The following is a 20,122-nucleotide window of genomic DNA, read 5'->3' on the forward strand; positions in this document are numbered from 1 at the left end:
TTATTCCGTTTCAGCGTCGGCGGGCTTAGACGCCGGCCTGCAGGATACGGATGGTGGTCTCCAGCACATCGCCTTTGACCGCTTCCGACCAGGCTTTCATGTGCGGGGTCTGCAGGTGCGCTTCAAGATGCGCGACGCTTTCCCACTGCTCCACCATGACGATAGAGTCAGGAGCGGTGGTCTGGAAGCTGACGCCAGCGGCATGATCCACCATAGGCGCATAGCCGTGGCAGCCGGCTTCCTGCAAAACGGTCGGAATAATTTTCGCGAACTGATCGAGAACCGCCTGGCGGTGGTGCTGGCCCGGACGGGTACGGATTTCTGCAATCACTGTTAACATGGTTAACTCAACTCCTTCTGTGTGGATCTTGTCATACTCCAGGTTCCAATAACTCGAAATATGTAGAGCATAGACCCCTAGTTAACCAAAAATTTCCGCCAGATGCTTGCGATATTCTGCGATATACCGTGGGACATCAGGCATTTTTATCACGTCGTTGGCGATAAAGGTTGGCAGCGCCTCCATACCCAGGAACTGGTTGGCTTTATGGAACGGCAGGTAAACGCCGTCAACGCCAACGCCGTGGAAGAACTGCTCTTTGTCGGTGAAGGCCTCCATTGGCGCGTTCCAGGTCAGGGAGAGCATATATTTTTTCCCCTGCACCAGGCCGCCGGAGCCATATTTTTTGCTGGCGTCGGAGCGGGTACGGCCGTCGCTGGCGTACAGCGAACCGTGGCCTTCGGTAAAGACGTCATCCATATATTTTTTCACCGTCCACGGGGCGCCCATCCACCAGCCCGGCATCTGCCAGATCACCACATCGGCCCAGAGGAAATTCTGCACTTCGGCTTTTACGTCGTACTCGCTTTCGGCGCGAACGCTTTTAACATCGTGCCCGGCGTCGCGCAGATAACTCTCCGCGACCTCGGTCAGGGTGTCGTTCAGTTGGCCATTCGAGTGGGCGAATTTTTTTGCGCCATTGATAATCAGGATGTTGCTCATCATTTGTCCTCAATCTTGAAAATTTGCCGACGATCTTACCCCGCGAAGCGGGGCAGTAAAATGAGCAAAATGTGCAAAGTCTTTTGCTAAATGAGCAATAATCCCGCTACCAGCCAACGCGGGCTTCGAAGCCGCCGTCGCGGGCGTTGGCAAACTCGACGCGCATGCCATGCAGCGAGGCGATGCGCCGGACGATAGACAAGCCCAGGCCGCTGCCCGGAGCATCCTGACCCGGTGGGCGATAGAAACGCTCGCCGATGCGCGCCAGCGCCTGCGGGCTGATGCCGGGGCCGTTATCGCGGACCCGAAACTCGCGGGCGTTGAGGGTGATATCGACCTGGCTGCCGCGCGGGCTGTAGCGCACCGCGTTATCCAGCAGATTGCGCACCAGCAGGCTGAGGAGCAGCGGCTGGCCGGTGCGGGAGATGCCAGAGGCATTAAGATGCAGGCGCAGCTCAATCCCGGACTGCTGCGCCGGGTGGTACATCTCCATTACCGCCGACTGCAGCAGGTCGTCGAGGGCGACCGGCTGCAGGTCGTCCAGCTGGGCGAGCGAGTCCAGCCGCGACAGCGTCAGCAGCTGATCCACCAGACGGGTGGCGCGATCGATCCCCTGATGGAGCTGAGCCAGGGCTTTCTCCCGCCCTTGTGGATCGTCCAGAGAGAGCTGGGCGACTTCAGTCTGCACCTTCAGCGCCGCCAACGGGCTGCGCAGCTCGTGGGCGGCATCAGAGGTAAACCGACGCTCGCGCAGCATGACGTCGTGGGTGCGCTGGAACAGCTGATTCAGCGCTTCGACCAGTGGGCGGACTTCAGGGGGGATCTTCTCCACGCTGAGCGATTCCGCCGAGTCCGGCGCGCGCAGACGCAGCGTGCGCGCCAGATGTTTCAACGGCGCCAGTTCGCGGCTTAACAGCACGATGAGCAGCACGAACATCAGCGGCAGGGCGACCATCCACGGAGTGAGCTGCGAGGTGACAATGTCCATCGCCATTTCGCGGCGATAATCCCACTCCTGGCCGACGGCGATGCGGTGGCGGCCATCGGCGGTGGTTAACCACAGGAAGCGCCACTCGTCATCATCGCCGCGCAGGTAGCCATCGCTAAAGCCCTCACGCTGCGAGTGCCACTGTATATCCTCTCCGTTCTCGCCGTCGTTAAGCACCATTTTGCCGTCGCGGGTGAAGATGGCGAACGCTAGCGCATCGTCGTCGATATGCCCGTGGCGCACCTTTTTCTTTTCCCCGAGCGATGCCGGCGGGGCGCGCAGTTCATCGAAATGCATGGCGCTCAGGCGGCGGGCGAACAGCAGCTGCTGGGTATCAAACAGCTTATCCAGCTTTTTACTGGTCTGCTGCCAGGCGATCACGCTGGCCACGCCCCAGGCAGCGGCGGTCAGCACGGCAAACAGCAGCGTCAGGCGCAGGCGCAGGCTCAGGCGGGCAAGTCGTTTCATGCGTCACCCAGGGTATAGCCGATGCCGTGGACGGTGCGGATAAATTCACTGCCGAGTTTGCGCCGCAGATGGTGGACGTGAACTTCCACGGCGTTGCTGGAGACCTCGTCGTCCCAGTTGTAGAGCTTTTCTTCAATAAGCTTACGCGGCAGCACGCGCCCGGCGTTACGCAGCAGCAGTTCCAGCAGGGCGAACTCCTTCGGCTTCAGCGTCAGGCTTTCGCCGTCGAGGCTGGCGGTTAAGCGGTTCGGGTCAAGGCGTACCTTGCCGTGGCGCAACTCGCTGCTGCTCTGGCCGTGGGCACGGCGGATCAATGCTTCGAGGCGGGCCGCTACCTCAATCAGGGCGAAAGGTTTGCACAGATAATCATCGGCGCCCAGGCGCAGCCCCTCCACCCGCTGGCTGAGCGCATCGCGGGCGGTGAGGATCAGCACCGGTTCATGGCGGCCTTTGTCGCGCCACTCGCGCAGAATATCGAGGCCATCAACGCCAGGAAGAGTGAGATCAAGAATTGCCGCGTCGTAGGGGGCGCTGTATAGGGCGTTTTTGCCCTCCAGCCCGGCGGTAAACCAGTCGATGCTGAAGCCCATTTTGCTCAGCCCGGCCTTGATGCCATCGCCGATTAACTTGTCATCTTCCACCAATAATATGCGCATGTTTCCCTCTGACGATCCTGATTCTTTGCGCAGTAAACCGCGTTGAAGCGGGTGATGTACAGCATTAAAATTTCTTTTTTCCGCTTAAGAAGTCGTTAAGTTTTGTCGGGCGTAATAGGAGCCATATCAACACGAAGGGAGAACACATCATGAAGAAAATTGCTGCGATGACCGCGATCGTTGCCCTGGTTTCCATGCCGGCGCTGGCTGCCGGACAGGGCGGGTATACCGGTCCTTCTGCGACCACGCCGGCAAGTTCAACCACCCAGGGCGGCGGCTTCACCGGCCCGAGCGGCGCGGTCACCACCGTCACCAATGTCAAATCGCTGCGGGACGATACCTGGGTGACCCTGCGCGGCAAAATCACCGAGCGCGTTTCCGACGATCTGTATAAGTTCCAGGATGCTACCGGAGTGATCAATGTCGATATCGACCACAAACGCTGGAACGGCGTCACCGTCGGCCCACAGGACACGGTAGAAATTCAGGGGGAAGTCGATAAGGACTGGAACTCGGTGGAAATCGACGTTAAACAGATCCGTAAAATCGCGCCATAAGTCTCCGTCGGATAAGCGCAAGATCGGTCAGGCATCGCTATCCTCGCTCTGTCAGAGTATGTCGCGAGGAGGAGACGATGAACGATATTAAGGCCAGCCCGGCGTATGTCGGGCGCTTTCAGCGCGTCTGTAGGTACATTGCGCACCATCTTGATGAGCCGCTGTCGCTGGAGATGCTGAGCGCGATAGCGCACAGTTCGCCTTACCATTTTCACCGGCAATTTAGCGCTTATACCGGCATTCCCTTGTACCGGTATATTCAGTGGTTGCGTCTGCGACGCGCCTGTTGGCGCCTGGCGTTCAACCCCCGCGATAAAGTCATCGATATTGCCCTTGATGCCGGATTTCAGAATGCGGAGTCGTTCAGTCGTGCCTTCCGTACCGCGTTTGACCAAAGCCCGACCCAGTTCCGTCAGCAACCGGACTGGGCCGAGTGGCATCGGCGCGTACCGAAACATACGCTACAGGAGCAAACGTCGATGGACGTCAACATTATTTCGTTCCCCACCACCCGGATAGCCGTACTGCAACATCGCGGCAGCCCGGACCTTGTCAACGCCACCGCCGCGCGTTTTATTGCCTGGCGTAAAACGAGCGGATTATCGCCCATCACCACCTGCGATACCTGGGGGATCGCCTGGGACGATCCGCAGACCACCCCGCAGGGGGAATTTCGTTTTGACATCTGCGGTACGGTCGCACGGCCGGTCGGTGAAAACGCCTTTGGCGTGATTAACGGCGAAATCCCCGGCGGACGCTGCGCCGTCGTGCGCCATCACGGCTCGCTGGACACGCTGGCGAACAGCGTTTGGTTTCTCTATCGCGACTGGTTACCCGCTTCAGGCGAGACGTTACGGGATTTTCCGGTGTACTTCCGTTACCTCAATTTTGTCCATGAGGTGGCTGAGCATGAGCTGCAAACCGATATTTATCTGCCGCTGGCCTGATTAAGGTGACGGAATCCTCAACCGATCTCACGGCCTGTGACTCAGGGCGTGAGATCGGGTATTATCGCGGGTAGTTTTGCCGTCCGAACGGTCGGTACCCAGATTGAGGATCCACGATTAATGAGCGATATGGCAGAGCGCCTTGCGCTGCATGAATTTACGGAAAATGCTTACCTGAACTACTCCATGTACGTGATCATGGACAGGGCATTACCGTTTATTGGCGATGGCTTAAAACCGGTCCAGCGTCGCATCGTCTATGCGATGTCCGAACTGGGGCTGAACGCCAGCGCCAAATTCAAAAAGTCCGCCCGCACCGTCGGCGACGTGCTGGGTAAATATCACCCGCACGGCGACAGCGCCTGCTATGAAGCGATGGTGCTGATGGCGCAACCCTTCTCCTATCGCTATCCGCTGGTGGATGGCCAGGGGAACTGGGGGGCGCCGGACGATCCGAAATCCTTCGCCGCCATGCGTTACACCGAATCCCGCCTGTCGAAGTATGCCGAGCTGCTGCTCAGCGAGCTGGGGCAGGGGACGGTCGACTGGGTGCCAAACTTTGACGGCACGCTGCAGGAGCCGAAAATGCTGCCGGCGCGCCTGCCAAACATTCTGCTCAACGGCACCACCGGCATCGCGGTGGGCATGGCGACCGATATTCCGCCGCACAACCTGCGTGAAGTAGCGAAAGCGGCGATTACGCTGATTGAGCAGCCGAAAACGACCCTCGACGAACTGCTGGATATCGTCCAGGGGCCGGATTTCCCGACCGAGGCGGAGATCATCACTTCGCGGGCGGAAATTCGCAAAATCTACCAGAACGGACGCGGCTCTGTGCGCATGCGCGCGGTGTGGAGCAAAGAGGACGGCGCGGTAGTGATCAGCGCGCTGCCGCACCAGGTCTCCGGCGCCAAAGTTCTGGAGCAAATTGCGGCGCAGATGCGCAATAAAAAGCTGCCGATGGTGGATGACCTGCGCGACGAATCGGACCACGAAAATCCGACCCGTCTGGTGATCGTCCCGCGCTCCAACCGGGTGGATATGGAGCAGGTGATGAACCATCTGTTCGCCACCACCGATCTGGAGAAGAGCTACCGCATCAACCTCAATATGATCGGTCTCGACGGCCGCCCGGCGGTAAAAAACCTGCTGGAGATCCTCAGCGAATGGCTGGTGTTCCGTCGTGATACCGTACGTCGCCGTCTGAACCACCGGTTAGAGAAGGTCCTTAAGCGCCTGCATATCCTCGAAGGTTTGCTGGTGGCGTTCCTTAATATCGATGAAGTCATTGAGATCATCCGCACGGAAGATGAGCCGAAGCCAGCTCTGATGTCGCGCTTTGCCATCAGCGAAACCCAGGCGGAAGCGATTCTGGAACTGAAGCTGCGCCATCTCGCCAAACTGGAAGAGATGAAGATCCGCGGCGAGCAGAACGAGCTGGAAAAAGAGCGCGATCAGCTGCAGGCGATTCTGGCCTCTGAACGTAAGATGAACAATCTGCTGAAGAAAGAGCTGCAGGCCGATGCCGATGCTTTCGGCGACGATCGCCGCTCGCCGCTTCACGAGCGTGAAGAAGCGAAAGCGATGAGCGAGCATGACATGCTGCCGTCTGAGCCGGTGACTATCGTTCTGTCGCAGATGGGCTGGGTGCGCAGCGCCAAAGGGCACGACATTGACGCCCAGGGCTTAAGCTATAAGGCGGGCGACAGCTGGAAAGCCTCGGCGAAGGGCAAGAGCAACCAGCCGGTGGTGTTTATCGATACCACCGGGCGCAGCTATGCCATCGATCCGATTACTCTGCCCTCGGCGCGTGGCCAGGGTGAGCCGCTGACCGGTAAGCTCACGCTGCCGCCGGGCGCGACCGTGGAACATATGCTGATGGAAGGCGACGATCAGAAACTGCTGATGGCCTCCGACGCCGGCTACGGTTTTGTCTGCACCTTTAACGATCTGGTGGCGCGCAACCGCGCCGGTAAAGCGTTGATCACCCTGCCTGACAACGCGCATGTGATGCCGCCGCTGGTCATTGAGGACGAGTCCGATATGCTGCTGGCCATCACCGCCGCCGGGCGGATGCTGATGTTCCCGGTCAGCGATCTGCCGCAGCTGTCGAAAGGCAAGGGCAACAAAATCATCAACATTCCCGCGGCGGAAGCCGCCGCCGGACAGGACGGTCTCGCACATCTGTTTGTCCTGCCGCCGCAGAGTACGCTGACCATTCACGTCGGCAAACGGAAGATCAAACTGCGTCCGGAAGAGCTGCAAAAAGTCACCGGCGAGCGCGGCCGCCGCGGTTCGCTGATGCGCGGGCTGCAGAAAATTGACCGTGTTGAAATTGACTCGCCGCGCCGTGCCGCGGCAGGCGATAGCGAAGAGTAAGCGCTTCTCCTCCCGTCTTTGACGGGAGGAGGCGAAAAAATGCCGCAAAATCGTTGTTTATTCAGGCGTTGCGATTAACAATGTCCATCATCAGGGACCCAGGAAGAACGGTCCCGGCCTGCGCAGAACTCGTGAGCCTGCCTTCTGCCAGCAGCGAATAATTCTAAGCGGTTTGGGTTTTAGAGGTAGCTATGCTATTCATTTTTCGAGTAATTTTCGTGGTCATTTATTGCATCGTGGTGTGCATACTTGGCTGTCTGTACTGCTTGTTCAGCCCGCGTAATCCAAAACACGTTGCCACTTTCGGCCATCTGTTTGGCCGCTTATCCCCGGTGTTTGGCCTGAAGGTGGAGCTGCGCAAACCTGCCGACGCGGAAAGCTATGGCAACGCGATCTACATCGCTAACCACCAGAACAACTATGATATGGTGACGGCGTCTAACATCGTGCAGGCCCCGACGGTTACCGTGGGGAAAAAGAGCCTGCTGTGGATCCCGTTCTTTGGCCAGCTGTACTGGCTGACCGGTAATCTGCTGATTGACCGTAATAATCGAACCAAAGCGCACGGCACCATTGCCGAGGTCGTTAACGCCTTTAAAAAGCGTAAAATTTCGTTCTGGATGTTCCCGGAAGGGACCCGCAGCCGCGGCCGCGGTCTGCTGCCGTTTAAAACCGGCGCCTTCCATGCGGCTATTGCCGCCGGAGTGCCGATTATTCCGGTGTGTGTCTCGAATACATCGAATAAAATAAAGCTCAATCGCTGGAACAACGGTCTGGTGATTGTGGAAATGCTGCCGCCGGTGGATACCAGCCAGTTCGGTAAAGACAACGTGCGCGCGCTGGCGACGCATTGCCGCGAGCTGATGGCCGCCAAAATCGCTGAGCTGGACAACGAAGTGGCCGAGCGCGAAGCGGCCGGCAAGCAATAAGACAGGAAACGCCGCCACCGCGCGCGTATTGCTGGCGGGAAACGAATTCCCTTTTTCATTTGTCAGTATGTCATGGAGTTAATATGTCACTCAGTCGGCGTCAGTTTATTAAGGCTTCCGGCGTAGCGCTGTGCGCTGGCGCCGCGCCGCTGAAGGCCCATGCCGCCGGCCAGCAGCCTGCGCTGCCGGTTCCGCCGCTGCTGGAATCCCGTCGCGGTCAGCCGCTGTTTCTGACGCTGCAGCGTTCGCACTGGTCGTTTACGCCAGGCACCCGCGCCCCCGTCTGGGGGATCAATGGCCGCTATATGGGGCCGACGATCCGCGTCTGGAGCGGGGACGACGTCAAGCTTATCTACAGCAACCGTCTGACAGAGAACGTCGCGATGACCATCCGCGGCCTGCAGGTGCCGGGCCCGCTGATCGGCGGCGCGGCGCGCATGATGTCGCCGAACGCCGACTGGGCGCCGGTGCTGCCGATCCGCCAGAGTGCGGCGACGCTGTGGTACCAGGCCAATACGCCGAACCGGATGGCGAAGCAGGTCTATAACGGTCTGGCCGGCATGTGGCTGGTGGAGGATGAGGTGAGCAAGAACCTGCCGATCCCTAACCACTATGGCGTCGATGACTTCCCGGTGATAATTCAGGATAAACGGCTGGATAACTTCGGCACGCCGGAATATAGCGAACCGGGCAGCGGCGGCTTCGTCGGCGACACGCTGCTGGTCAATGGCGTGCAGAGCCCCTATGTCGAAGTGTCGCGCGGCTGGGTGCGACTGCGCCTGCTGAACGCCTCCAACTCCCGGCGCTATCAGCTACAGATGAGCGATGGCCGACTGCTGCATGTCATTTCCGGCGACCAGGGGTTCCTGCCGGCGCCGGTTTCGCTCAAGCAGCTGTCGCTGGCGCCGGGGGAACGGCGTGAAATCCTGGTCGATATGACCAACGGCGATGAAGTGTCCATTACCTGCGGCGAAGCGGCGAGCATTGTCGACCGTATCCGCGGCTTTTTTGAACCGTCCAGCATTCTGGTCTCCACGCTGGTGCTGACCCTGCGCCCGACCGGGCTGCTGCCGCTGGTCACCGACAGTCTGCCGGTGCGTCTGCTGCCGACCGAGCTGCTCTCCGGTACGCCGATCCGCAGCCGGGATATCACCCTCGGCGACGATCCAGGGATTAACGGCCAGCTATGGGATCCGCAGCGTATTGATATTACGGCGCAGCAGGGGACCTGGGAGCGCTGGACAGTGCGCGCCGACCGCCCGCAGTCGTTCCATATTGAAGGGGTGATGTTCCAGATCCGTAACGTCAACGGTTCGACCCCTTTCCCGGAAGACCGCGGCTGGAAGGACACCGTGTGGGTCGACGGGCAGGTCGAACTGCTGGTCTACTACGCCCAGCCGTCGTGGCCGCACTTCCCGTTCCAGTATCTGAGCCAGACGCTGGAGCTGGCCGACCGCGGTTCGATTGGCCAGATGCTGGTGAATCCTGCGCCATAATCTCTTCGACCCTGGCCGGCATACGGTCAGGGTTTGAGAAAATCCTCCTTCATTTCCACTATCATTCCGGCTTATAATCCACGCCCTTTTGGTTATTTTTTTATCATTTTCCCCGGAAGCAATATGAGCGCAATATCCCTGATCCAACCGGATCGTGACCTTTTTTCCTGGCCGCAATACTGGGCTGCCTGTTTCGGCCCTGCGCCATTTTTACCGATGTCGCGTGAAGAGATGGATCAACTTGGCTGGGATAGCTGCGACATTATTCTGGTGACCGGCGACGCCTACGTCGACCACCCGAGCTTCGGGATGGCCATCTGCGGCCGTATGCTGGAAGCGCAGGGGTTCCGCGTGGGGATCATCTCCCAGCCGGACTGGAACACCAAAGACGACTTCATGCGTCTGGGCAAACCGAACCTGTTCTTCGGCGTGACCGCCGGCAACATGGACTCGATGATCAACCGCTACACCGCCGACCGTAAGCTGCGTCATGATGACGCTTACACCGCCGGCAACGTGGCGGGCAAGCGTCCGGACCGCGCCACCCTGGTCTACACCCAGCGCTGTAAAGAGGCGTGGAAAGATGTGCCCGTGATCCTCGGCGGCATCGAAGCCAGCCTGCGCCGTACCGCCCACTATGATTACTGGTCCGATACCGTGCGCCGCTCGGTGCTGGTGGACTCCAAGGCCGATATGCTGATGTTCGGCAACGGCGAGCGTCCGCTGGTGGAAGTGGCTCATCGCCTGGCGATGGGCGAAACCATCGATCAGATCCGCGATGTGCGCAATACCGCCATCATGGTGAAAGAGGCCCTCCCGGGCTGGAGCGGCGTTGACTCTACCCGTCTGGATACCCCGGGCAAAATCGACCCCATCCCGCACCCGTATGGCGAAGATCTGCCGTGTGCCGATAACAAACCGGTGGCGCCGAAAAAAGCCGAGGCTAAAGCCGTTGTCGTGCAGCCGCCGCGGCCAAAACCGTGGGAAAAGACCTATGTGCTGCTGCCCTCCTTCGAGAAGGTGAAAGGCGATAAGGTCCTGTACGCTCACGCCTCGCGCATTCTGCACCATGAAACCAACCCCGGCTGCGCCCGGGCGCTGATGCAAAAGCACGGCGAGCGCTACATCTGGATCAACCCGCCGGCAATCCCGCTCTCCACCGAAGAGATGGACAGCGTTTTCGCGCTGCCCTACAAGCGCGTGCCGCATCCTTCCTATGGCGATGCGCGCATCCCGGCGTATGAGATGATCCGCTTCTCTATCAACATCATGCGCGGCTGCTTCGGCGGCTGTTCGTTCTGCTCGATCACCGAGCACGAAGGACGCATTATCCAGAGCCGTTCTGAGGATTCGATCATCAATGAGATCGAAGCCATTCGCGACACGGTGCCGGGCTTTACCGGCGTGATCTCCGATCTCGGCGGACCCACCGCCAACATGTATATGCTGCGCTGCAAATCGCCACGAGCCGAGCAGACCTGTCGCCGTCTCTCCTGCGTCTACCCGGATATCTGCCCGCACATGGATACCAACCATGAGCCGACGATCAACCTTTACCGTCGCGCCCGCGAGTTGAAGGGCATCAAGAAGATCCTTATCGCCTCCGGGGTACGCTATGACATCGCGGTCGAAGATCCGCGCTATATTAAAGAGCTGGCGACCCACCACGTCGGCGGCTATCTGAAGATCGCGCCGGAGCATACCGAAGAGGGCCCGCTGTCGAAGATGATGAAGCCGGGAATGGGCAGCTACGACCGCTTTAAAGAGCTGTTCGACACCTATTCGAAGCAGGCGGGTAAAGAGCAGTATCTGATCCCGTACTTTATCTCCGCCCACCCGGGGACCCGTGATGAAGACATGGTGAACCTGGCGCTGTGGCTGAAGAAGCACCGCTTCCGTCTCGACCAGGTGCAGAACTTCTATCCGTCGCCGCTGGCGAACTCGACCACCATGTATTACACCGGCAAAAACCCGCTGGGCAAGATCGGCTATAAGAGTGAAGAGGTGGTGGTACCGAAGGGTGATAAACAGCGCCGTCTGCACAAAGCGCTGCTGCGCTACCACGATCCGGCCAACTGGCCGCTGATCCGTCAGGCGCTGGAGGCGATGGGCAAGAAACACCTGATTGGCTCTCGTCGCGACTGCCTGGTGCCGGCGCCGACCCTGGATGAGATGCGCGAAGCGCGTCGCCAGAACCGTCATACCCGCCCGGCGCTGACCAAGCACACGCCGATTGCGCATCAGCGTTCTAACGGTGGCGCAACGGCGAAAAAGCCCGTCAAACGGGGTAAAGTCGCCGGGCGTTAAGCCTGACTTTGCGCCCGGCTGCGTTTCGCTGGCCGGGTGGTTTCTCAAGCCGGGCACGCATCAGCGCAGCCCGGCTTTTTTACCTGTTATCCGCCGAACTGATCCGGGTCAGGACCCAGACGCTTGCCCTGATCCAGCTTCGCAATCTCACCCAGCTCCTCTTTATCCAGGCGAAAATCCCAGACGTTAAAGTTTTCAGCGATGCGCGACGGCGTGACGGATTTCGGGATCACCACCAGACCGCTGTCGAGATGCCAGCGGATGACAATCTGCGCCGGCGTTTTACCATATTTATCAGCCAGCTGATGGATGACTTTCTGATCGAAGACGCCCTTACCGCCCTGGGCCAGCGGGCTCCAGGATTCGGTCTGGATCTTGTGGGTGGCGTTCCAGGCGTGCAGCTGCCGCTGCTGAAGCAGCGGATGCAGCTCTATCTGGTTGATCACCGGCGCGACGCCGGTTTCATCAATCAGCTTCTGCAGATGCGGCACCTGGAAATTACACACGCCGATGCTCTTCGCCAGCCCCTGCTGCTGCAGCTCAATCAGCGCCTGCCAGGCCTCGACGTAATGACCGATAGCCGGCACCGGCCAGTGGATTAAATAGAGATCCACATAGTCCAGTTTCAGCTTGCTGAGACTCTCTTTCAGCGCCTCGTGCGGCCGTTTTTGATCGTCGTTCCATAGCTTGGTGGTGATGAACAGCTCATTGCGATTGACGCCAGCGCTTTGCAGCGCGTTACCGACGCCAGCCTCATTTTGGTACGCGGCGGCGGTGTCAAAAGAGCGATAACCGACTTCCAGCGCCTTATGAATGGCGGAGACGACTTCCTCGTTGCCAGCTTTCCACACGCCGAGACCCAGCTGCGGCATCAGGTTGCCGTCGTGTAGTTTTATAACGGTTGGATGTGTCATGCCTTCCTCCTGTTAATGAACTCGGCGAAGCAGGATCCGCCGAGGGGTAGCATTAAGTCTGGACGAAATAGCTAAAAACGGTAGTAAAAACACCCCTCCCCGACGTTTGTTTAACGTAAGGAGAGGTGAATCAGGCGGGGTAACTTAGCGGGCAGCCTCGTAGATACGGCGGCTGACGTCAAGGGTGATATCCTGATGCTCGCCCAGTTTGGTCATGCCGTGCTCTTCCAGTTTCGCCAGCAGCGCCGGGATGGAGCTCCCGTCGAGACCGTAATCGGAAAGGCGGGTCGGCACCCCCATCTGCTCGAAGAACTGGCGCGTCGCGGCGATGGCGGCATCGATGCGCTGGTCGTCGGAGCCCTCGGTGATATGCCACACGCGCTCAGCATATTGCAGCAGCTTCTCGCGCTTGGTATCGCGCTTCTCATTCCACAGCGCCGGCAGAACGATAGCCAGCGTCTGGGCGTGATCGAGACCATGCATCGCCGTCAGTTCGTGACCAAGCATATGCGTTGCCCAGTCCTGCGGCACGCCAGCGCCGATCAGGCCGTTCAGCGCCTGGGTCGCGGCCCACATAATGTTGGCGCGCACGTTATAATTTTCCGGCTCCTGCAGCGCTTTCGGGCCATCCTCGATCAGGGTCAGGAGAATGCCTTCGGCGAAGCGGTCCTGAATTTTGCCGTCAACCGGGTAGGTGACGTACTGTTCGACGGTATGGACGAAAGCGTCAACCACGCCGTTGGCGACCTGGCGCGGCGGCAGGGTATAGGTGTAGACCGGGTCGAGGATCGCGAACTGCGGCTGAACGTGCGAAGACATAAACGCGCGTTTGTCGCCGGTAGTTTTCCGCGAAATCACCGCCCCTTTGTTTGATTCAGAACCGGTCGCCGGCAGAGTGAGAACCGAGCCCATTGGAATGGCGCTGGCGATCTTACTGCCATAGGTTTCCAGAATTTCCCACGGATCAATGTTGGCGTCATAGTGGGCTGCTGCCGCGATAAATTTGGTGCCATCCAGCACCGAACCGCCGCCGACCGCCAGCAGGAAAGTGACCTTCTCTTCGCGGGCGAGCTTCACCGCATTCATCAGGGTTTCGTAAGACGGGTTCGGCTCGATGCCGCCAAATTCAAGGACGTCCAGGCCATTCAGGGCGGTCAGTACCTGATCCAGGACGCCCGTTTTTTTCACGCTGCCGCCGCCGTAGGTGATCAGTACGCGAGCTTCCGCCGGGATCTGTTCACGCAGCTTTTCAATCGCGCCTTTGCCAAACAGAATGCGGGTTGGGGTATGCAGGTCAAAATTATTCATTGCTTGGGTCCTCCAAAGAGTAAAACTGCCGACAGGGACGATACCGCTGCCCGATGACGGTTATTGTGGTCCTCACGCCGCTGCCCCTCAATGCACATTTCTGCCTATGTCTTGCCTATTTCTCCATATGGCTGGAGAATCCGTGGCGACCTGCGCACAATATATAGGTGAAGAAACATCGGGAGAGACGGTGGCAATGCAACACGCAGAGATATGTCGGACACTGACAGAGAAGGTTAACCAGCTGAAAGATAAGCACGAAATGTTAAGTTCGCTGCTACCTGACGTTCGCCTGCTGTACGGGACGCAGCCGGGACCGCGGATGCCGGTGATGTACCAGCCGGGGATCGTTTTTCTCTTTTCTGGCCATAAAATTGGTTATATCAATGAGCGGACGTTTCGCTACGATACAAACGAATATCTACTGCTGACCGTACCGCTGCCCTTCGAGTGCGAAACCTTTGCCACCCCGGAGGTGCCCCTGGCCGGGATGCGCCTGAACGTCGATATCCTGCAGCTGCAGGAGCTGCTGATGGACATTGGCGAGGATCCGCTGTTTCAGCCCGCCGTTGCCTCCAGCGGGATAAACTCCGCAGTGCTTTCGGAGGACATCTTGTGCGCTGCTGAACGGCTGCTCGACGTGATGGAACGGCCGTTGGACGCGCGGATCCTTGGCAAGCAGATCGTCCGTGAAATCCTCTACTATGTGCTGACGGGACCCTGCGGCGGCGCGCTGCTGGCGCTGGTCAGCCGGCAGACCCACTTCAGCCTGATTAGCCGCGTGCTCAAGCATATCGAGAGTCAGTACACCGAAAACCTCAGCGTCGATCGGCTGGCGGCCGAAGCGAATATGAGCGTGTCGGCGTTTCACCATAATTTTAAAGCGGTGACCAGCACTTCGCCTCTGCAGTATCTGAAAACCTACCGTTTGCACAAGGCGCGCATGCTGATGATCCATGACGGTATGAAGGCCAGCGCGGCGGCGATACAGGTGGGCTATGAAAGTCCTTCCCAGTTCAGCCGCGAGTTTAAGCGCTACTTCGGGATGACGCCCGGGGAAGACGCCGCGCGTATTCGTATGATGCAGGGGATGTAAGACCGGGGGAGGGAGCAGGCCGGGCGGGCGCAGCCCCCCCGGCAGTCAACGTCAGGCGCTGCAGTATTTCTTTTTGATCACCACGAACAGCGTGCCGAGCAGGCCAGCCAGCAGCAGGGCAATTGGCAGGATCATCAGGCAGGTCATCACCTGATCTTCATGACGTTTCACGAACGGGATCATGCTCAGCGCATAGCCGAGGCCCGTGACCACGCCGACCCACAGCAGGGCGCTCAGCCAGTTGAAGAACTGGAAGCGGCGGTTCGGCAGACCGGAAATCCCCGCCATGGTTGGCAACAGGGTACGGACAAAGGCCAGAAAGCGGCCCGCGAGCAGCGCCAGCAGACCGTGGCGGTCAAACATGCAGGTGGCGCGCTGATGGTACTTATGCGGCAGGTGCGCCAGCCAGCCTTTCACCGTTTGCGTATTGCCCAGCCAGCGCCCCTGTACATAGCTCAGCCAGCAGCCGAGGCTGGCGGCGGCGGTCAGAATGGCGATAGTGGGCACAAAGTCCATGACGCCTTTAGCAATCAGCGCGCCGGCGAGCAGCAGCAGGCTGTCTCCAGGTAAAAAGGAGGCAGGCAGCAGCCCGTTTTCCAGAAACAGGGTCGCGAACATAACCAGATATACAACGCCCACAACATGAGGGTTCGCCAGAGCGGCAAAATCATGTTGCCACAGCGCGGCGACAATCTCTTGAATGACAACCATGGACTTTCCTAAGTGGTACCGTATTGTTGACTAGTGTACTCCTGAAGAGACCCGAGCACCTTGATCCCGGGCGCAACAAAAGCGGCCGCTCCGATAAAAAGCGTCCGCTATTGTTGCCACTGACTGTCACTTTACACGATACGCGCGAAGCCCGCTGCTAAATCCGCCTGCAGATCGTCAACATTTTCGAGACCAATGTGCAAACGGATCAGCGTGCCGCTGAAGTCGACTTCCGCATCCGGTCGGATGTGAGCGATTTGCTCCGGCTGATTGGCCAGTATCAGCGATTCAAAGCCGCCCCACGAGTAGGCCATGCTGAACAGGCTGAAGTTGTCGAGATACTCTGCCAGCTCAGCGTCGTTGAGACGCTTGTTGAGCACAAACGAGAACAGCCCGCTGCTGCCGGTAAAATCGCGTTTCCAGAACTCATGGCCTTTACTGCCGGGCAGGGCGGGGTGGTTGACCCGCGCCACCTGCGGATGCTGCGCCAGCCACTCGGCGATGCGCAGGCTGCTTTCATGATGCTGACGCAGGCGGACGCCCAGCGTGCGCAGGCCGCGGCTGGTCATATAGGCGGTATCGGCGTCCAGCATTTGCCCCATCAGATAGGCATTCTCACGCAGCTGCGGCCAGCAGCGCGCGTTCGCCACCGCGGTGCCGACCATGGCGTCGGAGTGGCCGATCAGGTATTTGGTGCCTGCCTGGATGGAAATATCAATGCCAAAATCCAGCGCTTTGAACAGAATCCCCGCCGCCCAGGTGTTATCGATCATGATAATCGCTTCCGGCGCGACCTGACGCACGGCGGCGACAATCGCTGGCACATCATGCACTTCCATGGTGATGGATCCGGGCGATTCCAGGAACACCACGCGGGTCTCCGGCCGAATAAGTTGGGCAATATCAGCGCCGATTAAGGGATCGAACCAGCTGGTGGTGACGCCGAGTTTAGCGAGAATTTTGGTACAAAAGTCCTGGCTTGGCTCATAGGCGGTATTGGTCATCAGCACATGGTCGCCCTGCTCGACAAACGCCAGGATAGTGTTGGCTACCGCGGCGGCGCCGCAGGGGAAGAGGGCGCAGCCGGCGCCGCCTTCCAGCTCGCACATCGCTTCCTGCAGCGAGAAGTGGGTCAGGGTGCCGCGACGCCCGTAAAACAGCTCGCCGTTGGCCCGATTGCGAGTGGCGTGCTTTTTGGCCTCTACGGTGTCGAAAACCAGCGATGACGCGCGCTGGATCACGCTGTTCACTGAGCCCTGGGTGTACTTTTTGCTCCGCCCGGCGTTGACCAGCGCGGTATCAAGATGTTTATCAGCCATGTTGATGAACCTGTTTTTATACGTCTGGACGTCTAAACTAGCATGATTCTTCTTTTCTGTACCAGCGCGCTGCCGATACAGGCGAAAATTTTACCAGGCCCGCGGTTAGCCACTTTTTTACTGCGTAAGCGCAAGGAAAATAAACGTGATTTGCTGCACAGTGTAAATACTAATGAGAACCACTATCAATTCGATGTCGTTTTGATATTATTGAGGGCAGATTTTGTGATTATCGTCGTGGAGATAGAGCGTGGGTAATAATTTGATGCAGGCGGATCTCTCCGTTTGGGGTATGTATCATCATGCTGATATTGTCGTTAAGGTGGTGATGATTGGCCTGATTCTGGCGTCAGTCGTCACCTGGGCCATCTTCTTCGGCAAAGGGGCGGAAATCCTCGCCAGTAAGCGTCGCCTCAAACGCGAACAGCAGCAGCTGGCGGAAGCCCGCTCTCTCGATCAGGCCAGCGATATCGCCAGCGCCTTTGAGGCGAAAAGCCTCACCACCCAGCTTATCAATGAAGCGCAGAACGAACTCGAACTCTCCGCCGGCGCCGAAGACAATGAAGGCATCAAGGAAAGAACCGGTTTCCGCCTTGAACGCCGCGTCGCGGCCGTCGGTCGCCATATGGGGCGCGGCAACGGCTACCTGGCCACCATCGGCGCCATTTCGCCGTTCGTGGGCCTGTTCGGGACCGTCTGGGGCATCATGAACAGCTTTATCGGCATCGCTCAGACCCAGACCACCAACCTTGCGGTGGTGGCGCCGGGCATCGCGGAAGCGCTGCTGGCGACGGCCATCGGCCTGTTCGCCGCCATCCCGGCGGTGGTCATCTATAACATCTTCGCCCGCATGATCGGCAGCTATAAGGCCTCGCTCGGCGATGTCGCCGCTCAGGTACTCCTGCTGCAAAGCCGCGACCTGGACCTCAGCGCCAGCGGCGTGAAGCCGGTGCGCAGCGCGCAGAAATTACGGGTAGGTTGATCGGCTATGGCGATGCGTCTTAATGAAAATCTGGACGATAACGGCGAAATGCATGAGATCAACGTGACGCCGTTTATCGACGTCATGCTGGTTCTGCTGATTATCTTTATGGTGGCCGCGCCGCTGGCGACGGTCGACGTGAAGGTGAATCTGCCGGCCTCCTCCAGCCAGCCGCAACCGCGACCGGAAAAACCTATCTACCTGTCGGTGAAGGCGGATAAGAGCATGTTCCTCGGCAACGACCCGGTGACCGAAGCGAATATGATTAACGCCCTGGATAGCCTGACCGCCGGCAAAAAAGATACCACCGTCTTCTTCCGCGCGGATAAAACCGTCGATTACGAGACGATGATGAAAGTGATGGATACCCTGCATCAGGCGGGATATCTCAAGATCGGGCTGGTGGGCGAAGAGACCGTCAAAGCGAAGTAACCTACCCCTTTTCACTTATCTCCTCAGGCTGGCCTTGCGCCAGCTTTTTAATAGGTGATGCAATAACTTGTAAGACCAATCTTATAGATGTGTGACAACTTTCTCAGTTAACAGAAAACATAAACCCGTTGCGAAAAATGACAATAGGATAGTTTTTATCCTGCCTCTACAGTGAATACCACTTCATCTGAGAGGGGTTATATTGTGAATCACGATAATAAACTGTCATTTGCGGAGAAGCTGGGATATGGCATGGGAGATGCAGCCTGCGGTATCGTTTACTCTTCGGTAACCATGTTTTTGACATGGTTTTATACGGATATTTACGGGCTCTCAGCTGCCGCAGTCGGAGTGATGTTCCTGGTGACGCGGGTTCTGGATGCGATTACCGATCCGCTAACCGGCATTGTTGCAGACCGTGTAAAGACCCGCTGGGGCCATTTTCGCCCGTGGCTTATCTGGTTTGCCGTACCTTATGCCGTGCTGGCGGTAATGACCTTCACGACCCCGGAATTTGGCGCATCGGGTAAACTGGTTTATGCCTACCTGACCTACACCTTACTCATGCTGTGTTACACCTTTATCAATATTCCTTACTGCGCATTGGGCGGAGTCATTACGCGTGATGAGAAGGATCGCCTTTCAGCCCAGTCATATCGTTTTACGATCTCTTCTCTGGCCGGTCTGATGGTTTCTGTCGCAACCCTGTTCCTGGTGGATTTTTTCGGTAAAGAAAATAAGCAGTTTGGTTTTCAGGCCACAATGGGAATCATGGGCGCGATCGCTATTGTAATGCTGGCTTTTTGCTTTTTCTCTACCAAAGAACGCGTGGCTCCAGCTGTTGAACAGCAGGGGAGCATACGCGAAGATCTCCGTCAGCTGCTGGCGAATGACCAGTGGCGTATTGTGGCGATAATTACTTTTTTCTCCAGTATGGCCGGGGTTATGCGCAGCGCCGCCACGCTCTATTATGCAACCTACCTGATGTTAGGCGGCGTGGAGTCAGCGGCAGGAACGGCCATGAAATCAGCATTTGTTTCCACCAGCGTCGTTGGCACGATTATCGGCAGCATCGCCGCCGGATGGCTGGCCAAGCGCTATCGTGCGGTATCGCTGTTTAAAAATATCAACCTCCTGCTGGTCCTGGTTGGCGTCGTAATGTTCTTTGTGCCGCCGACCTGGCTGCCGGTGGTGTTCCCTTTATACTTCCTGGTCGGCTTCTTCCATCAGATGTACCAGCCGTTTAAATGGAACATGATGGCCAACGCTGCCGATTATGGCGAATGGAAGTTTGGCCGTCGCATCACGGGATTATCCTATTCCGGTAATCTGTTTGCTTTGAAAATGGGCATGGCGGTTGCTGGTGCCGCCGTAGGTTTTTCGCTTGGGCTATTTGGCTATCAGGCGGGCGTAACGGCGCAGACTCCGCTGGCGACAATGGGAATTGTGGGGCTGTTAACGCTCGGTCCATCACTATCTTACCTGCTCCTGTGGTGGCTGGCGCGTTTCTATAAGCTGGATGACAAAATGATGCAGACAATTCAGCGCGAGCTGTCCATGCGTCAGCAGCAGGGGCATTCAGAGACGCATTTGCCGCTAAACGCCGTTCCGGAAAAGGCCTGAGGAGATG

At 58.2% G+C, this 20,122-nt stretch carries 18 protein-coding genes; 10 read left to right on the top strand and 8 right to left on the bottom strand.

Annotated features, from left to right (window positions below):
• Positions 1–25 precede the first annotated feature (25 nt).
• The 4 genes from GT756_RS12770 to qseB form a co-directional block, all read right to left on the bottom strand.
• The gene (locus GT756_RS12770) at positions 26–340 is read right to left on the bottom strand and encodes a putative quinol monooxygenase (RefSeq protein WP_004205233.1); all 315 of its coding nucleotides are present in this window, start codon (positions 338–340) and stop codon (positions 26–28) included.
• An 81-nt stretch (positions 341–421) separates the two neighbouring features.
• Complete coding sequence (locus tag GT756_RS12775; protein ID WP_023319164.1) at positions 422–1,003, bottom strand: NAD(P)H-dependent oxidoreductase; 582 nt, start codon at positions 1,001–1,003, stop codon at positions 422–424.
• A gap of 106 nt (positions 1,004–1,109) precedes the next feature.
• Entirely contained in the window at positions 1,110–2,459 is a 1,350-nt protein-coding gene (qseC, locus tag GT756_RS12780; protein ID WP_048295599.1) for a quorum sensing histidine kinase QseC, read from the bottom strand.
• Positions 2,456–3,115: a quorum sensing response regulator transcription factor QseB gene (qseB, locus tag GT756_RS12785; RefSeq protein WP_023319162.1), complete on the bottom strand. Its 660-nt coding sequence runs from the start codon at positions 3,113–3,115 to the stop codon at positions 2,456–2,458. Before qseB ends, qseC begins: the two co-directional genes overlap by 4 nt.
• A 149-nt stretch (positions 3,116–3,264) precedes the next feature.
• Between qseB and GT756_RS12790 the strand changes: the two genes are divergently transcribed.
• From GT756_RS12790 to GT756_RS12815, 6 genes are all read left to right on the top strand, one after another.
• Complete coding sequence (locus tag GT756_RS12790) at positions 3,265–3,672, top strand: YgiW/YdeI family stress tolerance OB fold protein (protein ID WP_004205226.1); 408 nt, start codon at positions 3,265–3,267, stop codon at positions 3,670–3,672.
• Positions 3,673–3,749: 77 nt separating this feature from the next.
• Complete coding sequence (locus tag GT756_RS12795; RefSeq protein ID WP_053809950.1) at positions 3,750–4,619, top strand: GyrI-like domain-containing protein; 870 nt, start codon at positions 3,750–3,752, stop codon at positions 4,617–4,619.
• A 120-nt stretch (positions 4,620–4,739) separates the two neighbouring features.
• Positions 4,740–6,998 (top strand): DNA topoisomerase IV subunit A, encoded by a 2,259-nt coding sequence (gene parC, locus GT756_RS12800; protein WP_004205224.1) that lies wholly within the window; start codon positions 4,740–4,742, stop codon positions 6,996–6,998.
• 191 nt (positions 6,999–7,189) lie between these two features.
• Positions 7,190–7,927: a 1-acylglycerol-3-phosphate O-acyltransferase gene (gene plsC / locus GT756_RS12805; RefSeq protein WP_004205223.1), complete on the top strand. Its 738-nt coding sequence runs from the start codon at positions 7,190–7,192 to the stop codon at positions 7,925–7,927.
• Between the two features lie 83 nt (positions 7,928–8,010).
• The gene (gene ftsP, locus GT756_RS12810; protein ID WP_004205222.1) at positions 8,011–9,423 is read left to right on the top strand and encodes a cell division protein FtsP; all 1,413 of its coding nucleotides are present in this window, start codon (positions 8,011–8,013) and stop codon (positions 9,421–9,423) included.
• Positions 9,424–9,456: 33 nt separating this feature from the next.
• Positions 9,457–11,730 (top strand): YgiQ family radical SAM protein, encoded by a 2,274-nt coding sequence (locus tag GT756_RS12815; protein WP_072140373.1) that lies wholly within the window; start codon positions 9,457–9,459, stop codon positions 11,728–11,730.
• Positions 11,731–11,816: 86 nt separating this feature from the next.
• Here GT756_RS12815 and dkgA read toward each other — a convergent pair whose 3' ends face one another.
• Both dkgA and yqhD read right to left on the bottom strand, forming a co-directional pair.
• Complete coding sequence (dkgA, locus tag GT756_RS12820; RefSeq protein WP_048325746.1) at positions 11,817–12,644, bottom strand: 2,5-didehydrogluconate reductase DkgA; 828 nt, start codon at positions 12,642–12,644, stop codon at positions 11,817–11,819.
• A gap of 144 nt (positions 12,645–12,788) precedes the next feature.
• Positions 12,789–13,952, bottom strand: a complete 1,164-nt coding sequence (yqhD, locus tag GT756_RS12825; RefSeq protein WP_044524721.1) for an alcohol dehydrogenase — start codon at positions 13,950–13,952, stop codon at positions 12,789–12,791.
• Positions 13,953–14,148: 196 nt separating this feature from the next.
• Here yqhD and GT756_RS12830 point away from each other — a divergent pair, with 196 nt between their 5' ends.
• Positions 14,149–15,048, top strand: coding sequence for an AraC family transcriptional regulator (locus GT756_RS12830; protein ID WP_023319156.1), 900 nt, complete (start codon positions 14,149–14,151; stop codon positions 15,046–15,048).
• A 51-nt stretch (positions 15,049–15,099) separates the two neighbouring features.
• Here the strand turns inward: GT756_RS12830 and yghB are convergent, their stop codons facing one another.
• Complete coding sequence (gene yghB, locus GT756_RS12835; protein ID WP_004205217.1) at positions 15,100–15,759, bottom strand: DedA family general envelope maintenance protein YghB; 660 nt, start codon at positions 15,757–15,759, stop codon at positions 15,100–15,102.
• 131 nt (positions 15,760–15,890) lie between these two features.
• A complete protein-coding gene (gene metC / locus GT756_RS12840; RefSeq protein WP_004205213.1) occupies positions 15,891–17,078 on the bottom strand; it encodes a cystathionine beta-lyase in 1,188 nt (395 codons plus the stop codon).
• 250 nt (positions 17,079–17,328) lie between these two features.
• On the opposite strand from metC, the gene exbB reads away from it, so the two are divergent.
• From exbB to GT756_RS12855, 3 genes are all read left to right on the top strand, one after another.
• Entirely contained in the window at positions 17,329–18,060 is a 732-nt protein-coding gene (exbB, locus tag GT756_RS12845; protein WP_004174395.1) for a tol-pal system-associated acyl-CoA thioesterase, read from the top strand.
• A 6-nt stretch (positions 18,061–18,066) separates the two neighbouring features.
• Complete coding sequence (gene exbD, locus GT756_RS12850; protein WP_002916785.1) at positions 18,067–18,492, top strand: TonB system transport protein ExbD; 426 nt, start codon at positions 18,067–18,069, stop codon at positions 18,490–18,492.
• A 204-nt stretch (positions 18,493–18,696) separates the two neighbouring features.
• A complete protein-coding gene (locus GT756_RS12855; RefSeq protein ID WP_002916782.1) occupies positions 18,697–20,115 on the top strand; it encodes a glycoside-pentoside-hexuronide (GPH):cation symporter in 1,419 nt (472 codons plus the stop codon).
• Positions 20,116–20,122 lie beyond the last annotated feature (7 nt).

Source organism: Klebsiella sp. Q2 (assembly GCF_009900705.1).
GTDB lineage: Bacteria > Pseudomonadota > Gammaproteobacteria > Enterobacterales > Enterobacteriaceae > Klebsiella > Klebsiella quasipneumoniae.

Coding starts and splice junctions, on each gene's coding strand:
- exbD (WP_002916785.1), top strand. CDS start 18,067: ATGGCGATGCGTCTTAATGAAAATCTGGACGATAACGGCGAAATGCAT.
- ftsP (WP_004205222.1), top strand. CDS start 8,011: ATGTCACTCAGTCGGCGTCAGTTTATTAAGGCTTCCGGCGTAGCGCTG.
- GT756_RS12770 (WP_004205233.1), bottom strand. CDS start 340: ATGTTAACAGTGATTGCAGAAATCCGTACCCGTCCGGGCCAGCACCAC.
- GT756_RS12775 (WP_023319164.1), bottom strand. CDS start 1,003: ATGAGCAACATCCTGATTATCAATGGCGCAAAAAAATTCGCCCACTCG.
- GT756_RS12790 (WP_004205226.1), top strand. CDS start 3,265: ATGAAGAAAATTGCTGCGATGACCGCGATCGTTGCCCTGGTTTCCATG.
- yghB (WP_004205217.1), bottom strand. CDS start 15,759: ATGGTTGTCATTCAAGAGATTGTCGCCGCGCTGTGGCAACATGATTTT.
- qseC (WP_048295599.1), bottom strand. CDS start 2,459: ATGAAACGACTTGCCCGCCTGAGCCTGCGCCTGCGCCTGACGCTGCTG.
- parC (WP_004205224.1), top strand. CDS start 4,740: ATGAGCGATATGGCAGAGCGCCTTGCGCTGCATGAATTTACGGAAAAT.
- GT756_RS12795 (WP_053809950.1), top strand. CDS start 3,750: ATGAACGATATTAAGGCCAGCCCGGCGTATGTCGGGCGCTTTCAGCGC.
- dkgA (WP_048325746.1), bottom strand. CDS start 12,644: ATGACACATCCAACCGTTATAAAACTACACGACGGCAACCTGATGCCG.
- qseB (WP_023319162.1), bottom strand. CDS start 3,115: ATGCGCATATTATTGGTGGAAGATGACAAGTTAATCGGCGATGGCATC.
- GT756_RS12830 (WP_023319156.1), top strand. CDS start 14,149: ATGCAACACGCAGAGATATGTCGGACACTGACAGAGAAGGTTAACCAG.
- plsC (WP_004205223.1), top strand. CDS start 7,190: ATGCTATTCATTTTTCGAGTAATTTTCGTGGTCATTTATTGCATCGTG.
- yqhD (WP_044524721.1), bottom strand. CDS start 13,952: ATGAATAATTTTGACCTGCATACCCCAACCCGCATTCTGTTTGGCAAA.
- metC (WP_004205213.1), bottom strand. CDS start 17,078: ATGGCTGATAAACATCTTGATACCGCGCTGGTCAACGCCGGGCGGAGC.